This is a genomic window from Streptomyces sp. FIT100 (assembly GCF_024584805.1).
In the GTDB taxonomy this organism is placed as follows: Bacteria; Actinomycetota; Actinomycetes; order Streptomycetales; family Streptomycetaceae; genus Streptomyces.
Window position 1 is genome coordinate 5473562 of the sequence record NZ_CP075715.1, and the last position, 23250, is coordinate 5496811.

Genomic DNA, 23250 nt, shown 5'->3' on the forward strand with positions numbered 1-23250 from the left:
TCCGCCTCCACTCACCGCTCTGTTACGGCCGGTTGACGGAGGGCGTCCGACAGCTCCGTGGCCGGGTTGCCGCCCCACCGTGCGTACGCGGGGACTTCCTCGCCCTTCATCAGGAACGAGTCGGGGGCGAGCACCGCGCCGTCGCCCATCGTCACGCCGTAGTGGACGTGTGCCTGGACGCCGAGCGTGCAGCCGGCGCCGATGGAGCTGTACGCGGACTTGAAGGTGCCGTCCTCCTGCGAATGGCACTGGATCTTGCTTTCCTGATTCAGCGTGCAGTCGTCGCCCAGGGCGGTCAGCGTCCGCTCCGTGATGGAGCAGCCGTCGTCGAAGACCCGCTTGCCGAGCCGCACTCCGAGAAGCCGCCATACGAGGTTCTTGAACGGGGTGCCGTTGAGGACGGCGAGGTATTCCTCGGGCACCTTCCACAACCGCTCGTGCCACCAGAAATACGGATCGTAAATGGAGCACAACTGCGGCCGCAGCCGCCCGAACCGCAGCATGAGGCGCTCCGTGAGACTGAAGTAGAGCGCGGTGAACGCGAGCGCGGCCGCCAGGGACAGCGAGATCATCAGCTGTCCGTACACCCCGTACGTGTCGACGGCCGCCAGGCCGAGCAGGGTGAGTCCGAAGAAGTGCAGCCAGCGCACGAGCAGCCAGAAGACCATCGTGCGGAGGTTGTAGCGGTTCTTCGCGGTGAGACTGCGGCGCAGTTCCTCGCCGTTCCTGAAATGGTCGAACCGGGCGTCGCGCTCCACCGTCCGGGGAATCTCGAAGCTCGGCGACCCGAGCAGGCCGACGCCCTCGCGCACCTCGCCGTCGAGCGGGATCATCACCTTCGTCGCGAGCAGGCAGTTGTCGCCCGTCCTGCCGCCCGAGGGATAGGCGATGTTGTTCCCGAGGAAGTTGTGCGGTCCGATCGCTGCGCGGGTCACGCGGAAGGACGTGCTCGAATAGTCGGCGTTGATGATGGAGAGCCCGTCGGCCACCATCGTGCCGCTGCCGACCGTGCTCAGGAAAGGCGTCTCGTGCGCCACCCTCGACCCGAAGTTCGAGCCGGTCTGCTCGACCCGGGACAGGTCGTACCCGACGGACTGCAGATAGTGCACGACGTACGAACTGTCGCCGAACAGCCAGGTGTAGAACTTGACATTGGTCATCCGGGATATCGCGCGGTGCAGTGAATAGCGCAGACCGTACAGCGGATAGACCTTGCCCGGCTCGATCAGCAGATTCATCAGCCGCGGCACGATCAGCAGGACGGCGAAGCCCAGTACGAGCGCGCCGAAGAAGAGGCCGACGGAGAGGATCAGGGCGTCGAGGTAGAGCCCGAGCGCCGTGAATTCCGCGAGTCCCGGACCGAGGACATGGCTCAGGGCCGGAACCTCGGACAGCAGCATGTAGGAGCCGCCGATGGTCAGTGGTATGTACAGGAATATCGCCTGCGCCGCGGTGACCAGGCCGAAGCCGAAGCGGCGCAGCGTGCCGCACTCCGCGCGCCCCACCCGTACGTAGTCGATGTCGGTGGGCTGTGCCGGGGAACCGTGCCAGTGCTCGCCGTCAGGGACCGACTGGCCGCTGTAGAGAGCGGACGTATGGCCGAGCTGGGTTCCGTCGCCCATCGAGGAGTTGATGTCGAGGACGGTCTTCTCCCCGATGAACGCATCGCGGCCGATGGTGACGGATCCGGTCTGGATGCGCCCCGCGTACGCCCGGTAGCAGTGAAGGTGCGCCTCTTTCCGGATCACCGTGTCCGGACCGACCGTGAGCAGGTCCGTGCAGACGGGTATGGCGCGGGAGAGGATCGTGACGTTCTTGCCGAGGTGCGCGCCCAGGGCGCGCAGATACAGCACGTACAGCGGATTTCCCACGAGGAAGATCATCGGGTTGGCGTGGACCAGGATCTTGACGGTCCAGAAGCGCAGATAGGCCAGGCTCCATACGGGGAACTCGACCGGCTTCCACCGGCCGACGAGTATCCATTTCGCCACGATCGGAAAAGTGCATAGGCCAATGAATCCGAGGCCGCCGAAGACGAGCGACCGCACATAGACGTCGGCGGGCCCGGAGCCGTCGGCGACCCATTCGTATCCGCGGCCGGTGACGAGCCCGGCGACGAAGCAATAGCCGAGGAAGACAAGGAGTTGAGCCGCACCGCACAGGACGAACGCCGCCGTGCTCCGGGGCGCCACCGGCGGCTCCGGTATCTGTTCCAGGGCCCCGGCGGAGCCCGGTGAGGCTTCTGCGAGGGCGGTGGCCAGACTGCGGATCGTCGGGTACTTGTATATGTCCTTCATTGATACCGACGGCAGGTCGGGATGCTTCCTGACCCGGGCGCAGAACTGTGCCATTACCAGAGAGTTGGCCCCGAGGTCATCGAAGAAATGGCTGTCGACCGACACCTGCTCGACGCTCACGACATCAGCCAGAACCTCGGCGAAGTCCCTTTCGGTACCGTTCGTCCAGCCCCGGTAGCTACGATGTGTGATTGCAGATTCATCTGGCTCAGGCGTCAAGACCTCGACAGATTTTTCCACCATGCGGGCCCCTTGAGAAAGTCGAACACCCGCCGGTCACTGCGACCGCCATTCGGTGTTCGCGCGCTCCGTACTCGCACTCCGGCTCATGGCCGGGTCGAGCAGTCCGGAGCCACTGTCGTGAGCTCTGGTCTGATCACCAAGTCACGATCTATAGTCTCCGCCGTCCATCGCCGGGCTGCCACTCGAACTCGACCGTTCTGGTACGGCAGTAGCTGTTGCGCTGGTCGGCGTTGGCGTCGGCGCCGTCATGGGTATGGGTACATATGCAGGTGCACTGACCCCGCGAGTGGCGTGTACCGGGCTTTGGACGGGCGGACCGGCCGCACGCAACAGTCGCCATTGGAGTTTTCTCGTCGGAAGCGACAACGCGGAGTCTTCTGCCCCTTATTCCGCTTCCTTCAAAAAAATTCCGTCCGACCGGCCGGGATTCCCCCGGTGCCGGGAATTTATGACCATTGTGTGACGGCGGCCATGCGGCGGCGACAGCCGCGGCGACAAAGGCGGCGACAAAGGGAAACGGATCCCGCCGGCCGGCGCCGGACCGCATCCTGCCCGCCACACTCCGTACGCACCCGCACGACGAGCACGGGCGGCCCCTCGTGAGGGACCGCCCGTGCTCGCCCTGCCGGCTGCTCGTCGCGCTCAGGTCACAGGCTGAGGCAGGGCGGGTACCTCGCGCGCTTCCGTGGCAGGGTTGCCGCCCCACCGCGCGTACGCGGGGACTTCCTCGCCCTTCATCAGGAACGAGTCGGGGGCCAGCACCGCCCCCTCGCCCATCGTCACGCCGTAGTGGACGTGGGCGCCGACACCGAGGGTGCAGCCGGCGCCGACCGTGCTGCGGTCGGACTTGAAGGTCCCGTCCTCCTGCGAGTGGCACTGGATCTTGCTTCCCGCATTCAGCGTGCAGTCGTCCCCGATGGTGGTGAGCGTCCTCTCCGTCAGATAGCAGCCGTCGTCGAACACCCGGCTGCCGATCCGAACGCCCAGCATGCGCCAGATCACGTTCTTGAAGGGGGTGCCGTTGAAGATGTTGAGGTACTCGTCCGGCACCTTCCACAGGCGCTCGTGCCACCAGAAATACGGGTCGTAAATGGAGCACAGGCGCGGTTGCAGCGCACGGAACGCCGCGATGGAGCGTTCCACCAGCACCCAGTAGAGCGTGGTGAAGGCGAGCGAGCCCGCCAGATACAGGGCGATCATGAACTGACCGAACACCCCGTACATGTCGACGGTGGCGAGGCCCAGCAGCGTGAGCGCGAAGACGAGCAGCCAGCGCGCGAGGAGGAAGAAGGCCATCGTGCGGAGGTTGTAGCGGTTCTTCGCGGCGAGATTGCGGTGCAGCTCGTCCCCGGTCCTGAGATGGTCGAAGCGGCCGTCGCGCTCCACCGACCGGGGGATCTCGAAGCAGGGCGAGCCGAGCAGGCCCACCCCCTCCCGGACCTCGCCGTCCAGCGGCACCATCACCTTCGTCGCCAGGAGGCAGTTGTCGCCCGTTCTGGCCCCCGCGGGATAAGCGATGTTGTTCCCGAGGAAGTTGTGCGCCCCGATCGTGGTGCGGGAGACACGGAAGGACGTGCTGGAAAAGTCGGCATTCATGATCGAGAGTCCGTCGGCCACCATGGTCCCGCTGCCGACGGAGCTCAAGTACGGGCTTTCGTGCTGCACTTCGGTGCCGAAGTTCGAGCCCGTCTGCTCCACCCGGGCCAGGTCGTACCCGAGACCGCGCAGATAGTGGACGATATAGGAGCTGTCACCGAACAGCCATTTGAAGAACTTCACGTTGGTCATGCGCGCGATCGCCCGGTGCGTCGAGTAGTGCAGCCCGTACAGCGGATAGACCTTGTCGGGCTTGACCACCAGGTTCAGCAGGCGCGGCACGGTGAAGTGCACGGCGAGGCCCAGGACGATCGAGCCGAGGAACACGACGAGGGAGAGGACCAGCGCGTCGAGGTAGAGCACCGACGAGGTCAACTTCACCGTGCCGGGCGCCAGCACCCTGTCCAGCGCCGGGACCTCGGTCAGCACGATGTACGCGCCCCCCACGGCCAGCGGCACGTACAGGAGGAACAGCTGGAGCACGCTGGCCAGGCCGTAGCCGGCCCGCCGCAGCGCGCTGTGCGGCAGTGGCTCGACCCGCACGTAGTCGACGTCCGCGGGCTGCGCCGGGGAACCGTGCCACCGCTGGCCGGCCGGGACGACCTGGCCGCAGTAGAGCGTGGACGTGTGGCCGAGCTGCGCTCCGTCGCCCATCGACGTATCGATGTCGAGCACGGTCTTCTCGCCGATGAACGCGTTCCGTCCGATGGTGATCCGGCCGGTCTGGATGCGCCCGCCGTCGGCCCGGTAGCCGAGGAGGAACGCGTCCTTGCGGATCACCGTACCGGCGCCGATCGTCAGCAGGTCGGTGCAGACCGGAACGGTGGGGGAGAGGATCGTGACGCCCTTGCCGATCCGCGCGCCGAGCGCCCGCAGATACAGCACGTACAGCGGATTGCCGGCGAAGAGGACCATCGGGTTGGCATGGACCAGTGTCTTGACGGTCCAGAAACGCAGATAGGCCAGACCCCAGACCGGGAACTCGCCGGCTTTCCATCGCCCGATGAGGATCCATTTGGCCACGATCGGGAAGACGCAGATACCGACGAAACCGGCACCGCCGAAGAGGACCGACCGCAGATAGATCTCGGTCAGTCCCGATCCCGTGGACACCCACTCGTAGCCCCGTGCGGTGACAAGTCCCGCGAGGCAGCAGTATCCGAAGAAGAGCAGGAACTGAAAGATCCCGCACAGGACATACCGCAGGCGTCCCGCCGGTGCCGCCGTCTCGGGCGGCCCCGCGAGCGAAGGCTCCACGGCCGCGGGCTGGGAAGGCTGGGCGGCCTGGGCCTCCACGAGCGCCGTCGCCAGGCTCCGGACCGTCGGGTACCGGTAGATGTCCTTCATCGACACCGACGGCAGGTCCGCGCGCTTCCTGACCCGTGCGCAGAACTGCGCCATCACCAGAGAGTTCGCACCGAGGTCGTCGAAGAAATGGCTGTCGACGGACACCCGTTCGAGGCACGCGACGTCGGCCAGCATCTCGGCGAAGTCCCTCTCGGTACCCGTCGCCGATTCGGAGTAACTGCGGTTGACAATCGCAGGTTCATCCGGTTCCGGCGTCAATACCTCGACAGGATTCTCGTCCATGCAAGCTCCTTGAGGAAGTTGCGGCCACCAGTGTTCCTGAACTCTTGTCCGGCTCAGGGAATCACGCCCCAGTCTCCGCCGACCTCCGCCGGGCTGCCATTCGAGGGCGATCACACCGGCACGGCCATCGGTGGGCCCACCGCCGTGCACACGTATTTCGCGTTGGGCCGTGCGGGTGACGCACCCCCTGACCGGGAGCGCCGCGAACACCGTGCCCTGGATCAGGTCTTCGCGCCGATGTGATCGGAGCGCGCCACGAAGCGGGCGGCTCCCGCGCTCACGCGGAAAAGGAAACCGCCGCTGTCGTCGCCGCCCTGGAAGTACTGCAAGGTGGGTTCGAAGCTCACGCGGCGGGTGATGCCCTGCCAGGGGCGCCGCAGGAGCTCCGAGCGCAGCGTGGACCGGCCGCCGTCGCCGACGGCGCCGAGGCCGTGGGCGGCGAACCGTACGGCGTCGTACGCCTCGGCCGCCCAAGGCCCGGGCGCGCCCGCGTGGCGCGCGCGGAACGCGGCGGCGAACTCCTTCGTACGGGAGTCGGCGCCGGCGTCGGTGTATCCCGTACCGATCCGCCAGCCCTCGCCGACGCCGAGGAAGGCAGCGCCGAGCACATGCTCGCCCGCGACCCGGGCGCCCCGGTGGCCCGCGTCCCGCAGCGCGCGGGCGCACGCGGCGGCGCGAGCCGGGCTCACCCCCGCGAAGAGCACGGCGTCGCGGGGGCGTGCGGCGATACGGAGCGCGGCCGCGGCGAAATCCTCGTCCGCGGCGACCTCTTCCACCGCCGTCTCGCTGTCGAGCTTGCCGTGGACGGTGGTGATGCGGACCGTGGGCAGACCGTCCGCCTCGGTGGCCAGGTCGTGCACGATCACCGTACGGGCGGGTGCGGCGCTCCGGTTCAGATAGCGCAGCGCCGCGTGCGGGCCGAGGGTCCGCGTGGAGCGCAGCACGAGCGCGGTGGTGGTGTTGACCGCATTGAGCTCCTCGGTGTCGGCCTGGGTGACCAGCACGGCCAGCCGGGCCTTCGTGCACGGGGGCAGGGCCGCGGGCACGGTCACGTTCGTGCCCGCGGCGATCACCACGGACACGTCCGGATCGGCGGCCAGCCGCGCGGCCGCCCCGGCGCTGCCCGCCGCGCTGCCGCCGTCGTCGGCGGTGCGCAGCACGAGGTCGACGGTGCGCCGGGCGTCCTGGTTGTGCCGGTCGACGGCGAGGCGGGCGCCGCGCTCATGGGCGGGGAAGAAGGGGTCGCCCGGGCTGCCGAGCAGGGCGACCACGTGCCGGGGCCGCCGGACGGAGGCCGTGCGCGCGGACGCCCCGGGGCGGCCCCACTGCCACCATGCGCCCGCCCCGGCCGCCGCGGTGACACCGGCCACGGCCCCCGCGACGAGCAGGCGCCGGCGAGTGGGCGAGGGCCGCGGAGCGTCCACGGGAGAGGGCCCGGTCACCACCGTGGGGTCGGGCACGGGCAGATCGAGGACGCGTGCGCCACGGGCGGCGACCAGGGCGGGCAGCCCCTCGGGCAGCCACCCGGCCACACCGAACTCTCCGAAGACCTCACCGAGTTCGCCCGCGCTCGGCCGCCGCTCCGGTTCCTTCGCCAGGCACCTCCGTACGGTCCGGTCGAGCCCCTCCGGCACGCCGTCCAGGTCCGGTTCCTCGTGCACCGTCCGGTACAGCACGGCCGCCGCGCCACCGGTGCCGAACGCGGGCCGCCCGGTGGCCGCGTGGGCGAGTACGCAGCCGAGCGAGAAGACGTCGCTCGGCGGACCCACGGAGCGCCCACGGGCCTGCTCGGGCGAGAGGTAGCCGGGGGAGCCCACGACGGAACCGTCTGTGGTGAGCGCGGTCGCGCCGACGGCCCGCGCGATCCCGAAGTCGATCAGGCGCGGCCCGTCCGCGGCCAGCAGCACGTTGGCCGGCTTGACGTCCCGGTGGACCAGCCCGGCCGCGTGCACCCCGCCCAACGCCTCGGCCAGCGCGGCACCGAGGCTGCGCAGCTGCGCCCCCGGCCAGGGTCCGTACAGCGCGACCGCCTCGGCGAGGGAAGGACCCGGCACATAGGCGGTGGCCAGTCACGGGGCGCGGGCGTCGGCGTCGGCCGCGACGACCGGCACGGTCCACCGGCCAGTGAGACGCGCGGCGAGCTCGGCCTCGCGGCGGAAGCGGGCGCGGAAGCCCGGGTCGTCGGCGTACTCGGCGCGGATCACCTTCAGCGCGCACCAGGCGCTGTGCGGCGAACGCGCCAGATAGACGACGCCCATGCCGCCCGCGCCGAGCCGGCGCAGCAGCCGGAACCCCGCGATGCGGGACGGATCCGACGACCGCAGTGGTTCGCTCACTGCTCCTCCCCCTTCTCCGCCCCGGCCGGCCCGTCGCCGGCACCCGCTCGCCGGCCTTGCCCGCGTCGCCTGCGTCGCCCGCCTGGCCTGCGTCGCCCGTGTCGCCTGCGTCGCCCGCCTTGCCCCGGCGGTGGATGTCGGCGGCGACGAAGCTCACTCCCTTGGCCGTGTCGCTGGTGACCGCGGAGTCCTCCTCCTCGCTCCGGCCCGCGCCGTGCCGGCCACGGTGACCGGCCCGACCCGGAACTTGAACCAGTCGAAGGGATGCCCCTTGCCCTCACCGTCGACGATCCACTCCCCGGACTCCGTCAGATCGTCCTCGGCGACCGCGGACCGCGCGTCGCCGTACGCGTCGACCCGGGAGTACAGCCCCCGCACGCGCTGCGTGGCGTTCAGCCGCTGCTCGGGACAGCGCAGCGCCGACTCCAGCGACCCGGCCATGTCACGCCGCGCCGCCACGGCGTCCTGATGCACGGTGACGGTCAACGACACGTACACCGGCCTCTTGCCGCCCTTCCCCGGCAGCTCGAACCCCCGGGTGAGGCTGGCCAGTACGCTGCCCGGCAGCGCCTCGCGCCGCCACAGGCAGTCCCCGCCGAGCACGGCCCACTCGGCCGGATCGCTCTCGAACGGCTCGCGCGCGCGGAACCCCGTACCGAAGTAGTCGGGCCGCACCCCGACCTCACGCACGAACGCGGCCGCCTCGGCCCGCGTCCTCGGCGCCCGGTCCTCCGCGAGCGTGTACGGCTCACTCGTGGGCGACGCGGACGCGGAGGGCGAGGCCGACGCGGAAGGCGATACCGAGGACGACGCGCCGGGACTCTCCTCGGCCCCCCTCGGCTTCCCCTCCGCCCCGGGCCCACTGCCCGCCCCGCCGGTACACCCCACCACCAGCAGCCCTCCGGCCGCCACCGCGGCCAGGGCCGGTCTCCACCCGACCATGCATCACTCCCGCCCTGCGCCCGCACCCTTGTACGAAGTGTGGCGCATGTGAACGCGGTTGGGATGTCAACTGCCGTACAGAGACGCGTAGTTAAGTCCCACGACGCCGGCACACGGCACGCCGGCCACACCTGGTTCACCGGGGGCGGGACCGGGCCGGGCACCGGAGTCGGCCCACCGGATACGTTCCGGAGCCGGCCGGGTGCGCCCCGCCGCCACGGCGGGGCGCACCCTCAAGCCTCCGCCCAGGCCCTCAGCAGGTCCTCCCGCACGCGCGCCTTCGGCGTACCCCCCGAGCCGTGATCACGACCCCATGCCGCCAGGACCTGCGGGTTCACGGTCCCCGTCACGAACCGAGCGAGCAGCTCCTGGGAGAGGACCTCCTCCTCGACGCTGTGCCCTCCGGCCGCCGCCGAGTACACCGGAACCTCCTCCGACCCGTACTCGGTCTCCAGCCGCAGCGTCATCTCCGCTGGTCCCTCGCCGCCGCTCAACGACGAGAGCAGAGACTCCAGGATCCCCGCCAGCCGGCCCGACGGGCCCTGCCGAGGCACGTCCGTCACGACCGCGGACCGCAGCCCCTCCCACGCCCACGTCCGCGAACCGTCGGGAGCCACGGCTTCAAGACCGTCTCCGGTCAGCCGGACACAGCTCCCGTCGTCGGCGGGCGGGGAACCCAGGTACACCGCGCCCGGAGTGATCCAGAACAGCCCGACCATCGGCACAACCGACTCCCACTCTCGTCTCTCCGGCCGCCGGGAATCTTTCCGGGGCCGGGCGTAGCGTGAAATGAGAGATTCATGATCTGCACTCACCGTAGTGCGGTAGTGCGGTAGTGCGCTGCGTCAAAGAGAACTGGCGCTTTACATGATCGTACCGAGCGAGCCGGTAAAGGTATAGCCCGCCGATTTCGTCGGGCGCTGAGAGGTGAAAGGCCACTCATGTCTCAATCCATGCGCGCGCTCGTAGCCGGAAAGGTCGGCGAGCCTGCCGATGTCCTGCGGCTGGAATCCCGGCCTCTTCCCACGCCAAAAGCCGGTCAGGCGTTGATCCGTGTGAGGGCGACTCCGATTCACGCCAGTGATCTGCACGTACTGCGTGGCCGCTACGGCTTCTCCCCCGAGTTCCCCACTGTTGGGGGGCACATGGAATGCGTGGGCCGTATCGAGACCCTGGGCCCGGACACCGAGGGGCTGACGATCGGCGAACGCGTGGTGGACGCGGCAGTCCCGGCGGTACCCGGGCCCCAAGTGTCCGGAACTTGGCAGGAATACCTTGTGGCCGACAAAAGAAGGCTCCTGCCGGTTCCCGACCAGCTCAGCGACTCCAGCGCCTGCCAACTCGCCGTCAACCCGCTGACCGCGCTGCTCCTCGTCACTCACGAACTCGACGTACAGCCAGGCGAATGGCTGTTGCAGACGGCCGCGGGCTCCACCGTCGGCCGGCTCGTCATTCAGCTGTCCAGGCATCTGGGTATTCGCACGATCAATGTCGTGCGGCGACGCGAAGCCGTTGAGGAGATCAAAGCGCTTGGTGGTGACGAGGTCATTTGCACCGAGGACGAGGACCTGCTGCAGCGTGTGGCCGAAACAGCAGGACCGGCCGGCGTGCGCAAGGCCATCGACTGCGTCGCGGGCCCCGTGGGTGCCCAGGTGTCCCAGGCATTGGCTCCGGGAGGAGAGGTCGTGGTCTACGGCGCGCTCTCCACCCACCGCCAGACCGATCCGGCAGCGCTGACGATCCCGCTGCAGGCACGCTCGGTCATCTACGAGACCAAAGCAGTCAGTGGCTTCTGGCTGAACCGCTGGTTCGGCACCGCCCCACCTGAGGATGCGCTGCGCGCCCTGTCCCAGGTGCGCAGTCTCGTCATCGATGAAGTGCTGAGCATCCCCCAAGGCCAGCCGTTCCCGCTCGAACGCTTCACCGAAGCCATCTCCCTCGCCGAAGCACCCGCACATGGCACCAAGCCACTCTTCGTCTTCGAAGAGGGCGGGGCCAAAGACGACAGGTGATACTCCAGCCGTAGATCGTTACGATCGTTGCGTCGGCACAGGCAGAGTCACACTGCCGGGCCGTCCTGTCCGTATGTCGCGGCCCTTCCCAGCCACGGCTTCAGGCCCCTCTGCGCGACCCGCAGCACCTCATCCGAGGCCGAACGGCACCAGCACGTCCGCGATAGCCACGTCATCACCGCTCGCCACAACCGCATCGACGAACTGCGCAGTCGCCGCGATCAGTGTCCCCAGCCAGACCGTGCCTGTCGCATCGAATTCCTCAGCCACCGCAGCGAACTGCGGTCGGGTCAAGATCTCTTCCGCGCAGAAGTGGTCCACTCGCAGTTCCGTATCGGCCAGCCATTCGGGCAGCCCGGCACGCAGCGTCGACCTGCCCTCTCCTGTGTTGACCTTTGGTTCTCGCCGCTTGTTGTTTCAGGACGCTCCCACGGTCTCGTCGTCGGGTACTAAAGTCTGTCGTTGTGTCGTACGTCACATCTGGCGACGTGGGGTGGGTGGTCTGCGTGGGGCAGCAAAGTGCCCGAGTTGCAAGATCTGGGGGGCTTCATGCATGAGATGGTCAAGGGCTCGAACGTGGCGCTGGCGGCGCTCAGTGAGAACGCCGGTTCGCTGATCGTCAGTTTGAGCTGGGTCAGTCCGACCGGTGAAGGCGATGCGGACGTGTCCGTCCTGCTCCTGGATGCGAACGGCAAGGTGCGCAGTGACAGTGACTTCTACTTCTACAACAACCCGGTTGCCGCTGACGGGAGTGTGCAACTGCTGGGGAAGACGCCGACGGAGAGCGGCGACGAGGACCGGATCAGCTTTGACCTGACCGCGGTCCCGTCTGGCATCGCCCGGATCGTCGTGGCGGCGAGCCGCTACGAGAGAGCTGGCTTCGGGGAGCTGGAAGATCTGAAGGTGACATTGGCTGACGGGGGCGGCGAGAGCATCCTCAGGTTCGCCATCGACGACGCTGGCACGGTGAGCGCCATCATTTTCGGTGAGTTGTACCGACGTGGGGAAGAGTGGAAGTTCCGTGCTGTCGGACAGGGATACGACACCGGTCTGGCCGGTCTGGCTTCGGACTTCGGCGTCGACATCGAGGATGACGCGGGCGTAGAGGAAGCGCTGAACGGCGCAGAGAGTAGCGAGCAGGCTGATACGGCGGCTCCGGCTGTAGCCGTCGAGCAGGAACCGCAGGTGGTGCCAGGGTTGGTTCCGGCTCCCCGCCCATCTGTCGACGAGGTGGGGCCGAAGAAGGCGGCACGGCCTCGCACCGCGAAGAAGAAGGTCACGGTGCCCAAGGTGGCCAGGAAGTCTCTGGCGGACAATGAGTCCTGGAAGCAGGCCCGGCTCTTTCCGGTCTCGGTGTTGAAGAGCGACCGGGACCGGGAGATGCGCGCTACGTCGGTACTGCTCTCGGTGATGGCGCAGGTGCCGGAGTTCGGCCGGAGACTCACAGCGGCATTCGGTGCACCGTCGGGCCGTATGGAAACGTTCACCGAGGTCTCCCTGCCGCACGGCGATACCCCGCGACGCCCCGACGGAGTGGTCCGTGTCGAGCGGGCCGGCAAACTGTGGACCGCGCTGGTGGAGACCAAGACCAACGGCAACGACCTCAAGTCCGAGCAGGTGCAGGCATACGTGGACATCGCCGCACGCCGTGGCTACGAGGCCGTGATCACACTGTCGAACGACGTGGCGCTTGAAGGCAGTCCGCTCGTCGACGTCAAGATCGACGGTCGGCGCAAGCACAAGGTGGCTCTCTGGCACCTGTCCTGGGCCGAAGTCACGCACCAGGCACAGATGCTGATCCGGCACGAGGGCGTCGGAGATAAGGCACACGCCTGGCTGCTCCAGGAACTGCTGTACTACTTGCGGCACGAGAACTCCGGCTGCCACGGCTTCCAGAACATGGGATCGGCCTGGGTCCCCGTACGTAACGGAGTTGACGACGAAACCCTCTGCCAGGGAGACCCACGCGCCCTGGACGTGGTCGAGAGCTGGGAACGGCTCATCCGCCAGATCTGCCTCAGCCTCGGTGGCGAACTCGGACAGAAGGTACTGCCCGTCCAGCGCGCCAAGCGTGGGGCCGATCCGAAAGCCCGCCGCAGCCGCCTGGCTGATCAGCTCTGCCTCGACGGCAGACTTCAGGCAGAGCTCCGGATCGAGGGCGCACCAGGAATTCTGGCCATCAGTGCCGATCTGCGTACCGGCAAGCTCCGTACCTTCATCGAGATCCCCGCACCTGAGCAGGGGTACCCTCTGACCTGGGCCAAACGCCTCATCCGCCGTCTGGCCGAGGCGCCGGCAGACCTTCACATCGAAACCCTGGTTGAAGGAGAGACCGGGGGGCCACGAGGGACGCTGGAACGGCTCCGCCCGGAGCCCGCGGACATGCTCCCGAAGAACAACGACACCCACATCACAGGCCTCCGCCTGTCCCTGTTCAATAGCATGGGAAGCAGCCGCGGAAACGCCGAATCCGGCTTCATCCGCAGCGTCGACGACGCCGTGCACCGCTTCTACACCACCGTGGTACTCCACCTGGACCGCCCGACGCCGCGGCAAGTATCAGCGAAGGAACGTGCCGGAGCACAGTGACGCCCGGTCATGGACAGTTGCACGGGGCCGCGGTTCACGTGCAACTGTCCACAGAGCTCGTATCAAGAGGCCACGTCGCCGGAAACTGGATGAGCGCTCTGAGCTCGGGAATCACGAGGGGCAGGGTGCTGCGCGTACGGTGTGCCCTGCGGCGATGGGTGCTCAAGCCTGGATGTTCGGCCGGACTCCGGACCCGTCGTTGACCGTGGTTCACCGACCGATCTGGCACGGGTCGCACGACCGGCGGGTGCGCGCGGAACCCGTGAGGCGCTCATGAGGTTGCCCTGGCACATTGGGCACCATGAACGAGGCGATAGACCCCCGCAACCCGGCTGACATTCGCGTGGGAGACGTGTACGAGGACTGCTCCTTCCATCCCGTCCTGTGTACGGAGATCGACAATGACGGCGATGTGGTGCTGAGCGGCATCTCGCTCATCGACGGCACCTTTCCTCGCTCGTGCGACGCCCGCCACTGCGGGCCGATCCGCATTCAGTTCGAGGACGTCATGGCAATCAAGCGCGACTTGGACGGTTACATTCGCCAGCGGAAGGCTGAGTTGGACGCAGCCGACAGCATCTGATCCGTAGCTCTAGCGGGATCGGTCAGCGGGAGGTCATACCGGCCACTGGGTGGGTCCGGAGGGACGCTACCGTGCGGGGCGGTTACTAGGGTTGCGGTACCTGGCTGCTGTACCGCACGATCCAAACGGGGTGGCCATGGAACGGCATGTGCTGGAATCGCTGTTGGTCGGTGATGACGAAGCGTCCGTGGTAGCTCTGGCCGCCCTCCGCAGCGGCGTCCCCTACTCGGTGGAAGAGCGGGTACAACCCACTGGTGCGCATGCTGGAGTCTTCAGTCGCCGACTTCAGCGTATGCGCATGCGCGGATTCGAACCTCCTGGCCTGGAACGAGCAGTGCAGCTCGTCCGCGAATATGGCCGGCCTGTGCGCACAGCGCTGATCGATCCTGGCAATCGGATACGGTTCACCCTGCTCTTCCTCAACGAGGACGGCAGCGCCCTAGTGGCCTGCGTTAGCTGGCCGCTGCCGCTGCCGCTGGTTGCCAGGAAGCCACCGCTTTAGGAGTTCGATCCGGCTCCAGCGCAGCTGCGTGTCACCGCGCGCATCGGCGGCGGACTGGGCTGCCGGTTGTCACCGCTGTGCGTGGTCGTTGATGTCAACGTTGGATGTCAGCGGAACAGCTTCGGCACCGGGCAGATCTCCAGTGGCTCGTCGGGCCGGTCGGCCCAGCCCCACCCGACGTGCCGACCGGCGCACTTCCAAAGCGATCGGCAGGTCCGCCGGCCGTCATCATCCCGCTTGGAGAGCACGAGGCCGCCGGACCGCATGGGCTGGCTGCACTCGGGACAGGCTGGGGCGTCGTTGGTCATGAGACGCACCCTAGCGACGCGACCTCTTCGTCCCGAAGCAACTTGGGTGGTCCCTCGCCCTTGGGCTGATGTGCCTGTGACCTGCTGAGACCGTCCGTAGATGTCCACGCTAGTCCGCCCGCTGCACATCGGCGTTGTCACGCAGTTAGACACTCACCCTGCGGGTGTCATGGACCGGTGGCTGCACCGGAAATCTGGCGCGCCAACTCCTCGACCACCTGCGGCACGACGCGTTGGGCGCCCTCGTCTTGCAGCGCGTCGACAAGCGCCTGATGCACCGCGACGAACGGCTGTCCCGCGTGCGAAGCGCGAGTACGGTCCACCGAGGCCGCGTACGACTGGCTCACGACGGCGGATCGTCCAGTGGGCGATGTGGCAGACGCTGCGGTGTTCGAGGACTGGCTCTATCGCCTCGGCTACAAGCTGGACGGCACCCCGGCAGCGGGCGACACGTACAGGCGCCGCCGTCGAGCTCTGAACTCCGCCCTTGAACGCGCGGTGATCGCGGGCGACCTCTCGGGGATCCCGCTACAGCGCGCCCGCCGGAGGCACGTCGGCTCCAATGACGTGATGGACCGGCGAGTCCTCGTGAACGCCCTACAGACCCGTCAGCTGCTCGTGGCAGTGTCCTACGTCGGATCGTGGGATCGGTGCCGTGGAACGCGCCTGGTGGCCTTCTGCGCGGTCCTGTACTACGCGGGCCTGAGTCCGGTTGAGGCGGTCTGACTGCCATCTCCCGGACGCAGGTTGGGGCACGCTGACGCTCCGGGAGACGCGTCCCGTCTCTGGGAAGCAGTGGACCGATTCCGGGGAACGGCACGACCGCCGCGGGCTGAAGGCAAGGGAGGCCAAGAGCGATGGGCCGGTCCCTATCCCGCCCGTCCTGGTGGCGATCCTGCGGACCCACCTTGACGCCTTCGGCACGGCCAAGGAAGGGCGCGTGTTCGGCAACGAGCGCGGGGGAGTGGTCGGCTCTTCTACCTACTGGCGAGTGTGGGAGGAAGCGCGGGAGTACGCGCTCCCACCTGGGCGCGTCGACTCGCTGTTGACCGGGCGCCCATACGACCTGCGGCACGCGTGCATCACACGGTGGCTGAACGCGGGAGTTCCGATTGCTGAGGTAGCCCGGCGGGTCGGCAACTCCCCAGAGGTGATCCACCGCCGATATCACGGTTGCATTGACGGCCATGAAGAAGCAGCCAGTGCAAAGATCGCAAAGGTGCTGGAAGAGGAAGGCGACGCCGCGTAGCGACGCTTGAAATCCTGAAAGGGGGGTCCCGATACTTCGGACCACCCTTTCAGTGGTGAGGCTGCCGGGCCATCGGGTTCTAGGACAGCCCTAGGATCACGCGGACGCGGTCCTCTACTTGCCGCATCTCGGCCGGGTCCACCAACCCGAGACGCCTGTGAAGCCTGGACTTGGAGACGGTGTGCAGGTCGGTGCAGTTGACGTAAGACTCGTCGTACTTGGTGACACCGCAGTCTGGGCCGATGGGGACATGGGTAGCGCCAGGGCCGGAAGTCCCTGTGACCACGGCAACCGTGACCGCTGACAGTGGTGCGGCAATGCGATTGACCGTGAGGATGACTACCGGATGTGCGCCAATTGGCTTCGGTAGTACGCATCCCCAGACCTCACCGCGCAATGCAGAGCCGGGGTTCACCATTCGATTTCGTCCGCTGCTGCCAGCTCTTCCGCAGTGGCAGGCAGTACGCCTGCCGGAGTCGGAGCAGGCACACCCTGGTAGAAGGCCCGAATCTCCTCAGAGGCTGCTACCTCTGCTGCCTCGCGTGAGAGCAAACGGAGTCCTTCTCGAAGCGCATCGGAAACCGAGGGCAGATTGAGGGACTGCATCACCAGCCGCAAGTCCGCCATCTCGTCAGGCCTGAGCCGGACTTGAGCCACTTCAGTAGAGCTGGAGTAGCTGCCTGTGGGCAAGCGCGGTGAGCGGTACTGCCCAGACACGGCAGACTTCGTGGTCTTGCCGGTCACGGCAGACTTGGCGGCCTTGCGTGTGACGCTGGCTTCACCACTGCGCTTCGTACGTGTGGTAGCTGGTTTGGACTTCTTCGATCGGGTTTCTGGGGTCATCGTTCCTCCTTCCTAGGTCTGTAGTACAGATGTCATACGCCAAGTGTCAGGGGTGCGGCACGGCTGGTCAAGGCGGCAGGGTTTGGTCAGCCTTGGTGAAGGCGCAGCCGTCGGAGTGAGTCGGAGATGTGTCGCGTGTATCGCAGATGGTGCGCGGACAGTGAGAGGCAACGAAAGAGCGGGAGTCAGTGAGACTGACTCCCGCTCTCTCATGTAGGCATCCGCCCTGGTCAGTGCTTGATTTCTGCTGATCTTCGGCGAGTGCCCCCGGCAGGATTCGAACCTGCGCACACGGCTCCGGAGGCCGTTGCTCTATCCCCTGAGCTACGGGGGCGTCCGCCGCTCTCGGCGGCGACGGGTAGAACCCTACCAGCTTCGGTGGGGTGCCCGTGAACAGGTATTTCCGGGGTGTGACCGGCGGGTGGTGCATGCCGTGTCACGCGGCGTGCCCACGCAGGGCCGCGCGTCGGCCGCGCACCCGCCGACGCGCAGACCTCCCCGTCGGGTCCGGGCGTCCACCGGCCTCACCCCACAGGTCCCCCGCAGGGGTTGGAAGTGGGGAAAACCCGGACGCAGCCCCGTCGCGGGACCTACTCTCGAGTTGTGTCAGGCGCGTCCGGCCGGGTGCTCGTTGTCGATGACAACAGGGTTATTCGGCAGCTGATCAGGGTCAATCTCGAGCTGGAGGGCTTCGAGGTCGTGACCGCGGCCGATGGTGCCGAGTGCCTGGACGTCGTGCATCGGGTGAGGCCGGATGTGATCACGCTCGATGTGGTGATGCCGCGGCTCGACGGGCTGCGGACCGCCGCGCGGTTGCGGGCGGATCCGCGGACCAGGAAGGTGCCCGTCGCGATCATCAGCGCGTGTACGCAGTACGAGGTGGAGGCCGGGATCGCCGCCGGGGCGGACGCGTTTCTCGCGAAGCCCTTCGAGCCGGCCGAGCTGGTCAGGCTCGTGCGGAGGCTGATGCACCGGGAGCGCAACGGCGAGCGTGGTGAGCACTGCGACCGCGGTGAGCGCGGTGATCACGGGGAGGGGCCGCCGTCCGTGGACGGCAGGCAAGGTGCCGGGCGGGCGGGGAGCGCCCGGGGCTGACCGCATGGCGGAATCGGTTAGCGATCACACCCCCTTCCTCCCATACGCTGGACCCGTGACCCCCGCAGATCTCACCTGTACCGTTCTGGGCGCCGTGCGCCGTGCGGTCGAGGAGGGTGCCCTCGGGGGAGCCGTGGCGGTGCCGGACCGGGTCAAGGTCGAGCGGCCCCGGCCCGGTGGCAGTGGGGACTACGCGACCAACGCCGCGCTACGGCTCGCCCGCGAGGCGCGGCTGCCGGCGCGTGAGGTCGCCGAGGTGCTCTCCGCGGAGCTGACGCGGCATCCGGGGATCGCCGGGGTCGAGATCACCGGACCCGGGTTTCTGAACATCACGCTGGCACGTGGCTCGCGGGACGCGCTCGTGCGCGACACCCTCACGAACATCCTGACGAGCGGCAGCGGTTACGGGCACGGCCGCGCCCTGAGCGGCCAGGTCATCGAGCTCCGCCACCGGGCCGAGGTCCGCGCCGCGGTCACCGCCGATGCCGTGCGCAGGCTGCTGGAGGCGCAGGGCGCCCTCGTACGCATCGACGCGTACGGCGACGAGGCGGCCGGCCCCGCACCCACCCCGACCCCCGCGGCCGGTCCCACCTCCACCGTCGCGTACGAGCCGAGCCCCGTCCCCGCCGGCGCCACCGCCCACGAACTGGACCGCCGGTTCGGGACCGACGCCACCCGCTGGGCGCTTCTGCGGGCCGCCGCGCACGACCGGCCTCGGCTCGACGACGGGCTCCTCGTACAGAAGGAGAGCAACCCCTTCTTCCTCGTGCGCTACGCCCACGCACGCAGCCGGGCGCTGGTCCGTGCCGCCACACGGCTCGGCATCACCGCCGGGTACGAGGAGGACGCCGCCGCCCTCGGCGACCACCCCGCCCTCCTCGACGTCCTCGGCGACCACCCCGCCGTCCTCGCCTCCGCTGCCCGGCTGCGCGCCCCCGACCGGGTCGCCCGCCATCTGGAGACCACGGCCGACGCCTTCCTCGGCTTCCAGCACACCGTGCTGCCCGTAGGCGACGAGAAACCCTCGGCCGCCCACCGCTCCCGGCTCGCCCTCGCCGAAGCCGCCGGGACGGTGCTGGCCGGTGGCCTGTCCCTGCTCGGCATCAGCGCACCCGAATACCTGTAGGTGAGAGAGACAGCATGAGCCGTTCCGCGCATCCCGCCGGGCCCCGTCACGGAGACGTCCTGCCCGAGGGCCACTACGCCGCCCCGCCCGCCGATCTGAACGTCCTGGACCCGAAGGTCTGGGCGCGCACCGTCACTCGGAACGGGGACGGGGCCGTCACCGTCGGCGGGCTGGACGTGGCCCGGCTCGCCGAGGAGTTCGGCACCCCCGCGTACGTACTGGACGAGGACGACTTCCGCGCCCGCTGCCGGGCCTGGGCCGACGCCTTCGGCAAGGACGCCGATGTCTTCTACGCCGGGAAGGCGTTCCTCAGCCGCGCCGTCGTGCGCTGGCTGAAGGAGGAGGGGCTCAATCTGGACGTGTGCTCCGGGGGCGAGCTCACCACCGCCCTCGACGCCGGAATGCCCGCAGAGCGGATCGCCTTCCACGGGAACAACAAGAGCGCGGAGGAGATCCACCGGGCGGTCGAGGCGGGTGTCGGGCGGATCGTCCTCGACTCCTTCCAGGAGATCGTCCGCGTCGCGCACATCGCCCAGTCGCTCGGCATGCGCCAGCGGGTGCAGATCCGGGTCACCGTCGGGGTCGAGGCGCACACCCACGAGTTCATCGCCACCGCGCACGAGGACCAGAAGTTCGGGCTCGCGCTGGCCGGCGGGCAGGCGGCCGAGGCCGTCCGCCGCGCCCTCCAGCTCGACGGCCTGGAGCTCATCGGTATCCACTCGCACATCGGCTCGCAGATCTTCGACACCTCCGGCTTCGAGGTGGCCGCCCACCGGGTCGTCGGTCTGCTCAAGGCGATCCGGGACGAGCACGGCGTCGAGCTGCCCGAGATCGACCTCGGCGGCGGCCTCGGTATCGCGTACACCTCCGACGACGACCCGCGCGAGCCGCACGAGATCGCCAAGGCGCTCAGCGAGATCGTCACCCGGGAGTGCGAGGCGGCCGGCCTGCGCACGCCGCGTATCTCCGTCGAGCCCGGGCGTGCGGTCGTCGGGCCCACCGCCTTCACCCTCTACGAGGTCGGCACGATCAAGCAGCTCGAAGGGCTGCGTACGTACGTCAGCGTCGACGGCGGCATGTCCGACAACATCCGCACCGCGCTGTACGACGCCGAGTACAGCGTCGCGCTCGTCTCGCGCACGAGCGACGCCGAACCGATGCTCGTCCGTGTCGTCGGCAAGCACTGCGAGAGCGGCGACATCGTCGTACGCGACGCCTTCCTGCCCGCCGACCTGGCGCCCGGCGACCTGATCGCGGTGCCCGCGACCGGCGCGTACTGCCGCTCGATGGCGAGCAACTACAACCACGCACTCCGCCCGCCCGTCGTCGCGGTCCGCGACGGCGAGGCCCGGGTGATCGTCCGGCGCGAGACGGAGGAAGATCTCCTGCGTCTCGATGTCGGCTAATGAAATAAACGTCTCAGGATCCGGACAAAGCGCAGAAACGGCCGTCCGGTGAGTGAGACTGGTTCGCACCCTGCATGAGAACGAAACGAGGTCGGATGATGCGTACGCGTCCGCTGAAGGTGGCGCTGCTGGGCTGTGGAGTGGTCGGCTCAGAGGTGGCGCGCATCATGACGACGCACGCCGACGACCTCGCCGCGCGGATCGGCGCCCCGGTGGAGCTCGCCGGGGTCGCCGTCCGCCGTCCCTCCAAGGTCCGCGAGGGCATCGACCGCTCGCTCGTCACCACCGACGCCAAAGGGCTCGTCTCGCGCGGCGACATCGACGTCGTGGTCGAGGTGATCGGCGGTATCGAGCCCGCCCGCACCCTGATCACCACCGCGTTCGAGAACGGCGCCTCCGTCGTCTCCGCCAACAAGGCCCTGCTCGCCGAGGACGGTGCGACGCTCTACGCCGCCGCCGAGAAACACGGCCGCGACCTCTACTACGAGGCCGCCGTCGCCGGCGCGATCCCGCTGATCAGGCCGCTGCGCGAGTCGCTCGCCGGCGACAAGGTCAACCGGGTCCTGGGCATCGTCAACGGCACCACCAACTTCATCCTCGACAAGATGGACACCTCCGGGGCCGGCTACTCCGAGGCGCTCGACGAGGCCACCGCCCTCGGGTACGCGGAGGCCGACCCGACCGCCGACGTCGAGGGCTTCGACGCCGCCGCCAAGGCCGCGATCCTCGCCGGGATCGCCTTCCACACCCGCGTCCGCCTCGACGACGTGTACCGCGAGGGCATGACCGAGGTCACCGCGGCCGACTTCGCCTCCGCCAGGCAGATGGGCTGCACCATCAAGCTGCTGGCGATCTGCGAGCGCGCCGCCGACGGCAGGTCCGTCACTGCCCGCGTCCACCCGGCGATGATCCCGCTCAGCCACCCGCTGGCCTCCGTCCGCGGGGCGTACAACGCGGTCTTCGTCGAGGCCGAGGCCGCCGGGCGGCTGATGTTCTACGGTCCCGGCGCCGGCGGTGCGCCGACCGCGTCCGCCGTGCTCGGCGACCTCGTCGCCGTCTGCCGCAACAAGCTCGCCGAGGCCACGGGACCGGGCGAGTCCGCGTACACGCAGCTGCCCGTCAGCCCCATGGGCGACGTCGTGACGCGGTACCACATCAGCCTCGACGTGGCCGACAAGCCGGGTGTGCTCGCCCAGGTCGCGACGGTCTTCGCCGAGCACGGCGTATCCATCGACACGGTGCGGCAGCAGGGCCGGCCGGACGGGGACGGCGAGGCGTCGCTCGTCGTCGTCACCCATCGCGCGCACGACGCCGCCCTCTCCGGGACGGTCGAGGCGCTGCGCAATCTCGACACCGTGCGTGGTGTCGCCAGCATCATGCGGGTTGAAGGAGAGTAACCACCCATGAGCACTCGCACACACCAGTGGCGCGGAATCATCGAGGAGTACCGGGACCGGCTTCCGGTGACCGACACGACGCCGGTCGTCACGCTCGGCGAGGGCGGTACGCCGCTCGTCCGTGCCCAGACCCTCTCCGAGGCCACGGGCTGTGAGGTGTTCCTCAAGGTCGAGGGTGCCAACCCGACCGGGTCCTTCAAGGACCGCGGCATGACCATGGCGATCACCAAGGCGAAGGAGGAGGGCGCCCAGGCGGTCATCTGCGCCTCCACCGGCAACACCTCCGCCTCGGCGGCGGCGTACGGCGGCCGGGCCGGAATGGTCTCCGCCGTGCTGATCCCGCAGGGCAAGATCGCGATGGGCAAGCTGGGGCAGGCGCTGGTGCACGGCGCGAAGATCCTCCAGGTCGACGGGAACTTCGACGACTGCCTGGTGCTGGCCCGCGGCCTCTCCGAGAACTACCCGGTGGCGCTGGTCAATTCGGTCAATCCCGTGCGCATCGAGGGCCAGAAGACGGCGGCGTTCGAGATCGTCGACGCGCTCGGCGACGCCCCCGACATCCATGTGCTGCCCGTCGGCAACGCCGGCAACATCACGGCGTACTGGAAGGGTTACAAGGAGTACGCCGCCGACTCGCTGGCCACGCACACCCCGCGCATGTGGGGTTTCCAGGCGTCCGGCTCGGCGCCCATCGTGCGCGGCGAGGTCGTCAAGGACCCGTCGACGATCGCGACCGCGATCCGGATCGGCAACCCGGCCTCCTGGGAGTTCGCGCTCGCGGCCCGGGACGAATCGGGCGGCTTCATCGACGAGGTGACCGACCGTCAGATCCTGCGTGCCTACAAGCTGCTGGCCACACGCGAGGGCGTCTTCGTCGAGCCGGCATCGGCCGCCTCGGTGGCCGGCCTGCTGAAGGCCGCCGAAGAGGGCAGGGTCGACCGCGGCCAGAAGATCGTCTGCACGGTCACCGGCAACGGCCTCAAGGACCCCGACTGGGCGGTCGCCGGAGCGCCCCAGCCGGTCACGGTCCCGGTGGACGCCGCCGCCGCCGCGGAGCGGCTGGGGCTGGCATAGGGGCTCGCGCCGGCACAGGCAGAGGCACAGGCACAGCACAGGCGCAGGCACGCGGCGCCGGA

The 23250-nt window shown here is 68.6% G+C and carries 22 protein-coding genes and 1 tRNA gene; 11 read left to right on the forward strand and 12 right to left on the reverse strand.

Annotation, left to right across the window (positions count from 1 at the left end; all coding sequences use genetic code 11):
* Positions 1–11: 11 nt before the first annotated feature.
* The 6 genes from KK483_RS24725 to KK483_RS24750 form a co-directional block, all read right to left on the reverse strand.
* Positions 12–2540, reverse strand: a complete 2529-nt coding sequence (locus tag KK483_RS24725; protein ID WP_262007425.1) for a Pls/PosA family non-ribosomal peptide synthetase — start codon at positions 2538–2540, stop codon at positions 12–14.
* 642 nt (positions 2541–3182) lie between these two features.
* On the reverse strand, positions 3183–5726 hold the full coding sequence (locus KK483_RS24730; RefSeq protein WP_262007426.1) for a Pls/PosA family non-ribosomal peptide synthetase: 2544 nt from the start codon (positions 5724–5726) through the stop codon (positions 3183–3185).
* A 221-nt stretch (positions 5727–5947) separates the two neighbouring features.
* A complete protein-coding gene (locus KK483_RS24735) occupies positions 5948–7780 on the reverse strand; it encodes a bifunctional serine/threonine-protein kinase/ABC transporter substrate-binding protein (protein ID WP_262007427.1) in 1833 nt (610 codons plus the stop codon).
* 15 nt (positions 7781–7795) lie between these two features.
* Positions 7796–8062, reverse strand: a complete 267-nt coding sequence (locus KK483_RS24740; protein WP_262007428.1) for a hypothetical protein — start codon at positions 8060–8062, stop codon at positions 7796–7798.
* A 153-nt stretch (positions 8063–8215) separates the two neighbouring features.
* A complete protein-coding gene (locus KK483_RS24745) occupies positions 8216–9004 on the reverse strand; it encodes a hypothetical protein (protein WP_262007429.1) in 789 nt (262 codons plus the stop codon).
* A 233-nt stretch (positions 9005–9237) separates the two neighbouring features.
* Positions 9238–9729, reverse strand: a complete 492-nt coding sequence (locus KK483_RS24750; protein WP_262007430.1) for a hypothetical protein — start codon at positions 9727–9729, stop codon at positions 9238–9240.
* Between the two features lie 216 nt (positions 9730–9945).
* Here KK483_RS24750 and KK483_RS24755 point away from each other — a divergent pair, with 216 nt between their 5' ends.
* Positions 9946–11016 (forward strand): zinc-dependent alcohol dehydrogenase family protein, encoded by a 1071-nt coding sequence (locus KK483_RS24755; protein ID WP_262007431.1) that lies wholly within the window; start codon positions 9946–9948, stop codon positions 11014–11016.
* A 129-nt stretch (positions 11017–11145) separates the two neighbouring features.
* On the opposite strand, the gene KK483_RS24760 is transcribed toward KK483_RS24755, so the two are convergent.
* Positions 11146–11337 (reverse strand): hypothetical protein, encoded by a 192-nt coding sequence (locus KK483_RS24760; RefSeq protein WP_262007432.1) that lies wholly within the window; start codon positions 11335–11337, stop codon positions 11146–11148.
* Positions 11338–11565: 228 nt separating this feature from the next.
* Here KK483_RS24760 and KK483_RS24765 point away from each other — a divergent pair, with 228 nt between their 5' ends.
* From KK483_RS24765 to KK483_RS24775, 3 genes are all read left to right on the forward strand, one after another.
* Positions 11566–13605 (forward strand): TerD family protein, encoded by a 2040-nt coding sequence (locus KK483_RS24765; RefSeq protein WP_262009679.1) that lies wholly within the window; start codon positions 11566–11568, stop codon positions 13603–13605.
* A 301-nt stretch (positions 13606–13906) separates the two neighbouring features.
* Positions 13907–14188 carry a hypothetical protein gene (locus KK483_RS24770; protein WP_262007433.1) on the forward strand — a complete coding sequence of 94 codons (282 nt, stop codon included), beginning with the start codon at positions 13907–13909 and terminating at the stop codon, positions 14186–14188.
* Between the two features lie 136 nt (positions 14189–14324).
* Positions 14325–14690, forward strand: coding sequence for a hypothetical protein (locus KK483_RS24775; RefSeq protein WP_262007434.1), 366 nt, complete (start codon positions 14325–14327; stop codon positions 14688–14690).
* 107 nt (positions 14691–14797) lie between these two features.
* Here KK483_RS24775 and KK483_RS24780 read toward each other — a convergent pair whose 3' ends face one another.
* Positions 14798–14998: a dehydrogenase gene (locus KK483_RS24780; RefSeq protein WP_262007435.1), complete on the reverse strand. Its 201-nt coding sequence runs from the start codon at positions 14996–14998 to the stop codon at positions 14798–14800.
* Between the two features lie 167 nt (positions 14999–15165).
* Positions 15166–15345: a hypothetical protein gene (locus tag KK483_RS24785; protein WP_262007436.1), complete on the reverse strand. Its 180-nt coding sequence runs from the start codon at positions 15343–15345 to the stop codon at positions 15166–15168.
* Positions 15346–15361: 16 nt separating this feature from the next.
* On the opposite strand from KK483_RS24785, the gene KK483_RS35360 reads away from it, so the two are divergent.
* Entirely contained in the window at positions 15362–15724 is a 363-nt protein-coding gene (locus KK483_RS35360) for a hypothetical protein (RefSeq protein ID WP_313879480.1), read from the forward strand.
* A gap of 214 nt (positions 15725–15938) precedes the next feature.
* Complete coding sequence (locus tag KK483_RS35365) at positions 15939–16247, forward strand: hypothetical protein (RefSeq protein WP_313879481.1); 309 nt, start codon at positions 15939–15941, stop codon at positions 16245–16247.
* A gap of 79 nt (positions 16248–16326) precedes the next feature.
* On the opposite strand, the gene KK483_RS24795 is transcribed toward KK483_RS35365, so the two are convergent.
* The 3 genes from KK483_RS24795 to KK483_RS24805 form a co-directional block, all read right to left on the reverse strand.
* Complete coding sequence (locus tag KK483_RS24795) at positions 16327–16665, reverse strand: type II toxin-antitoxin system PemK/MazF family toxin (protein ID WP_262007437.1); 339 nt, start codon at positions 16663–16665, stop codon at positions 16327–16329.
* A complete protein-coding gene (locus KK483_RS24800) occupies positions 16659–17090 on the reverse strand; it encodes a hypothetical protein (protein WP_262007438.1) in 432 nt (143 codons plus the stop codon). Before KK483_RS24800 ends, KK483_RS24795 begins: the two co-directional genes overlap by 7 nt.
* 262 nt (positions 17091–17352) lie before the next feature.
* A tRNA-Arg gene (locus tag KK483_RS24805) sits at positions 17353–17424 on the reverse strand.
* A 221-nt stretch (positions 17425–17645) separates the two neighbouring features.
* On the opposite strand from KK483_RS24805, the gene KK483_RS24810 reads away from it, so the two are divergent.
* From KK483_RS24810 to thrC, 5 genes are all read left to right on the forward strand, one after another.
* Positions 17646–18185 carry a response regulator gene (locus tag KK483_RS24810; protein WP_262007439.1) on the forward strand — a complete coding sequence of 180 codons (540 nt, stop codon included), beginning with the start codon at positions 17646–17648 and terminating at the stop codon, positions 18183–18185.
* Positions 18186–18240: 55 nt separating this feature from the next.
* Positions 18241–19311 (forward strand): ArgS-related anticodon-binding protein NrtL, encoded by a 1071-nt coding sequence (nrtL, locus tag KK483_RS24815; RefSeq protein WP_262007440.1) that lies wholly within the window; start codon positions 18241–18243, stop codon positions 19309–19311.
* Between the two features lie 14 nt (positions 19312–19325).
* A complete protein-coding gene (gene lysA / locus KK483_RS24820; protein ID WP_262007441.1) occupies positions 19326–20717 on the forward strand; it encodes a diaminopimelate decarboxylase in 1392 nt (463 codons plus the stop codon).
* A gap of 95 nt (positions 20718–20812) precedes the next feature.
* Complete coding sequence (locus KK483_RS24825) at positions 20813–22114, forward strand: homoserine dehydrogenase (protein ID WP_262007442.1); 1302 nt, start codon at positions 20813–20815, stop codon at positions 22112–22114.
* A gap of 6 nt (positions 22115–22120) precedes the next feature.
* Positions 22121–23188: a threonine synthase gene (gene thrC / locus KK483_RS24830; RefSeq protein WP_262007443.1), complete on the forward strand. Its 1068-nt coding sequence runs from the start codon at positions 22121–22123 to the stop codon at positions 23186–23188.
* Positions 23189–23250 lie beyond the last annotated feature (62 nt).

Bases quoted from the DNA above. Each gene is read 5' to 3' on its own strand.
- KK483_RS24755 (WP_262007431.1), top strand. From the start codon at position 9,946: ATGTCTCAATCCATGCGCGCGCTCGTAGCCGGAAAGGTCGGCGAGCCT.
- KK483_RS24795 (WP_262007437.1), bottom strand. From the start codon at position 16,665: ATGGTGAACCCCGGCTCTGCATTGCGCGGTGAGGTCTGGGGATGCGTA.
- KK483_RS24765 (WP_262009679.1), top strand. From the start codon at position 11,566: ATGCATGAGATGGTCAAGGGCTCGAACGTGGCGCTGGCGGCGCTCAGT.
- KK483_RS24730 (WP_262007426.1), bottom strand. From the start codon at position 5,726: ATGGACGAGAATCCTGTCGAGGTATTGACGCCGGAACCGGATGAACCT.
- lysA (WP_262007441.1), top strand. From the start codon at position 19,326: ATGAGCCGTTCCGCGCATCCCGCCGGGCCCCGTCACGGAGACGTCCTG.
- KK483_RS24770 (WP_262007433.1), top strand. From the start codon at position 13,907: ATGAACGAGGCGATAGACCCCCGCAACCCGGCTGACATTCGCGTGGGA.
- KK483_RS24745 (WP_262007429.1), bottom strand. From the start codon at position 9,004: ATGGTCGGGTGGAGACCGGCCCTGGCCGCGGTGGCGGCCGGAGGGCTG.
- KK483_RS24825 (WP_262007442.1), top strand. From the start codon at position 20,813: ATGATGCGTACGCGTCCGCTGAAGGTGGCGCTGCTGGGCTGTGGAGTG.
- thrC (WP_262007443.1), top strand. From the start codon at position 22,121: ATGAGCACTCGCACACACCAGTGGCGCGGAATCATCGAGGAGTACCGG.
- KK483_RS24780 (WP_262007435.1), bottom strand. From the start codon at position 14,998: ATGACCAACGACGCCCCAGCCTGTCCCGAGTGCAGCCAGCCCATGCGG.
- KK483_RS24725 (WP_262007425.1), bottom strand. From the start codon at position 2,540: ATGGTGGAAAAATCTGTCGAGGTCTTGACGCCTGAGCCAGATGAATCT.
- KK483_RS24775 (WP_262007434.1), top strand. From the start codon at position 14,325: ATGGAACGGCATGTGCTGGAATCGCTGTTGGTCGGTGATGACGAAGCG.
- KK483_RS24800 (WP_262007438.1), bottom strand. From the start codon at position 17,090: ATGACCCCAGAAACCCGATCGAAGAAGTCCAAACCAGCTACCACACGT.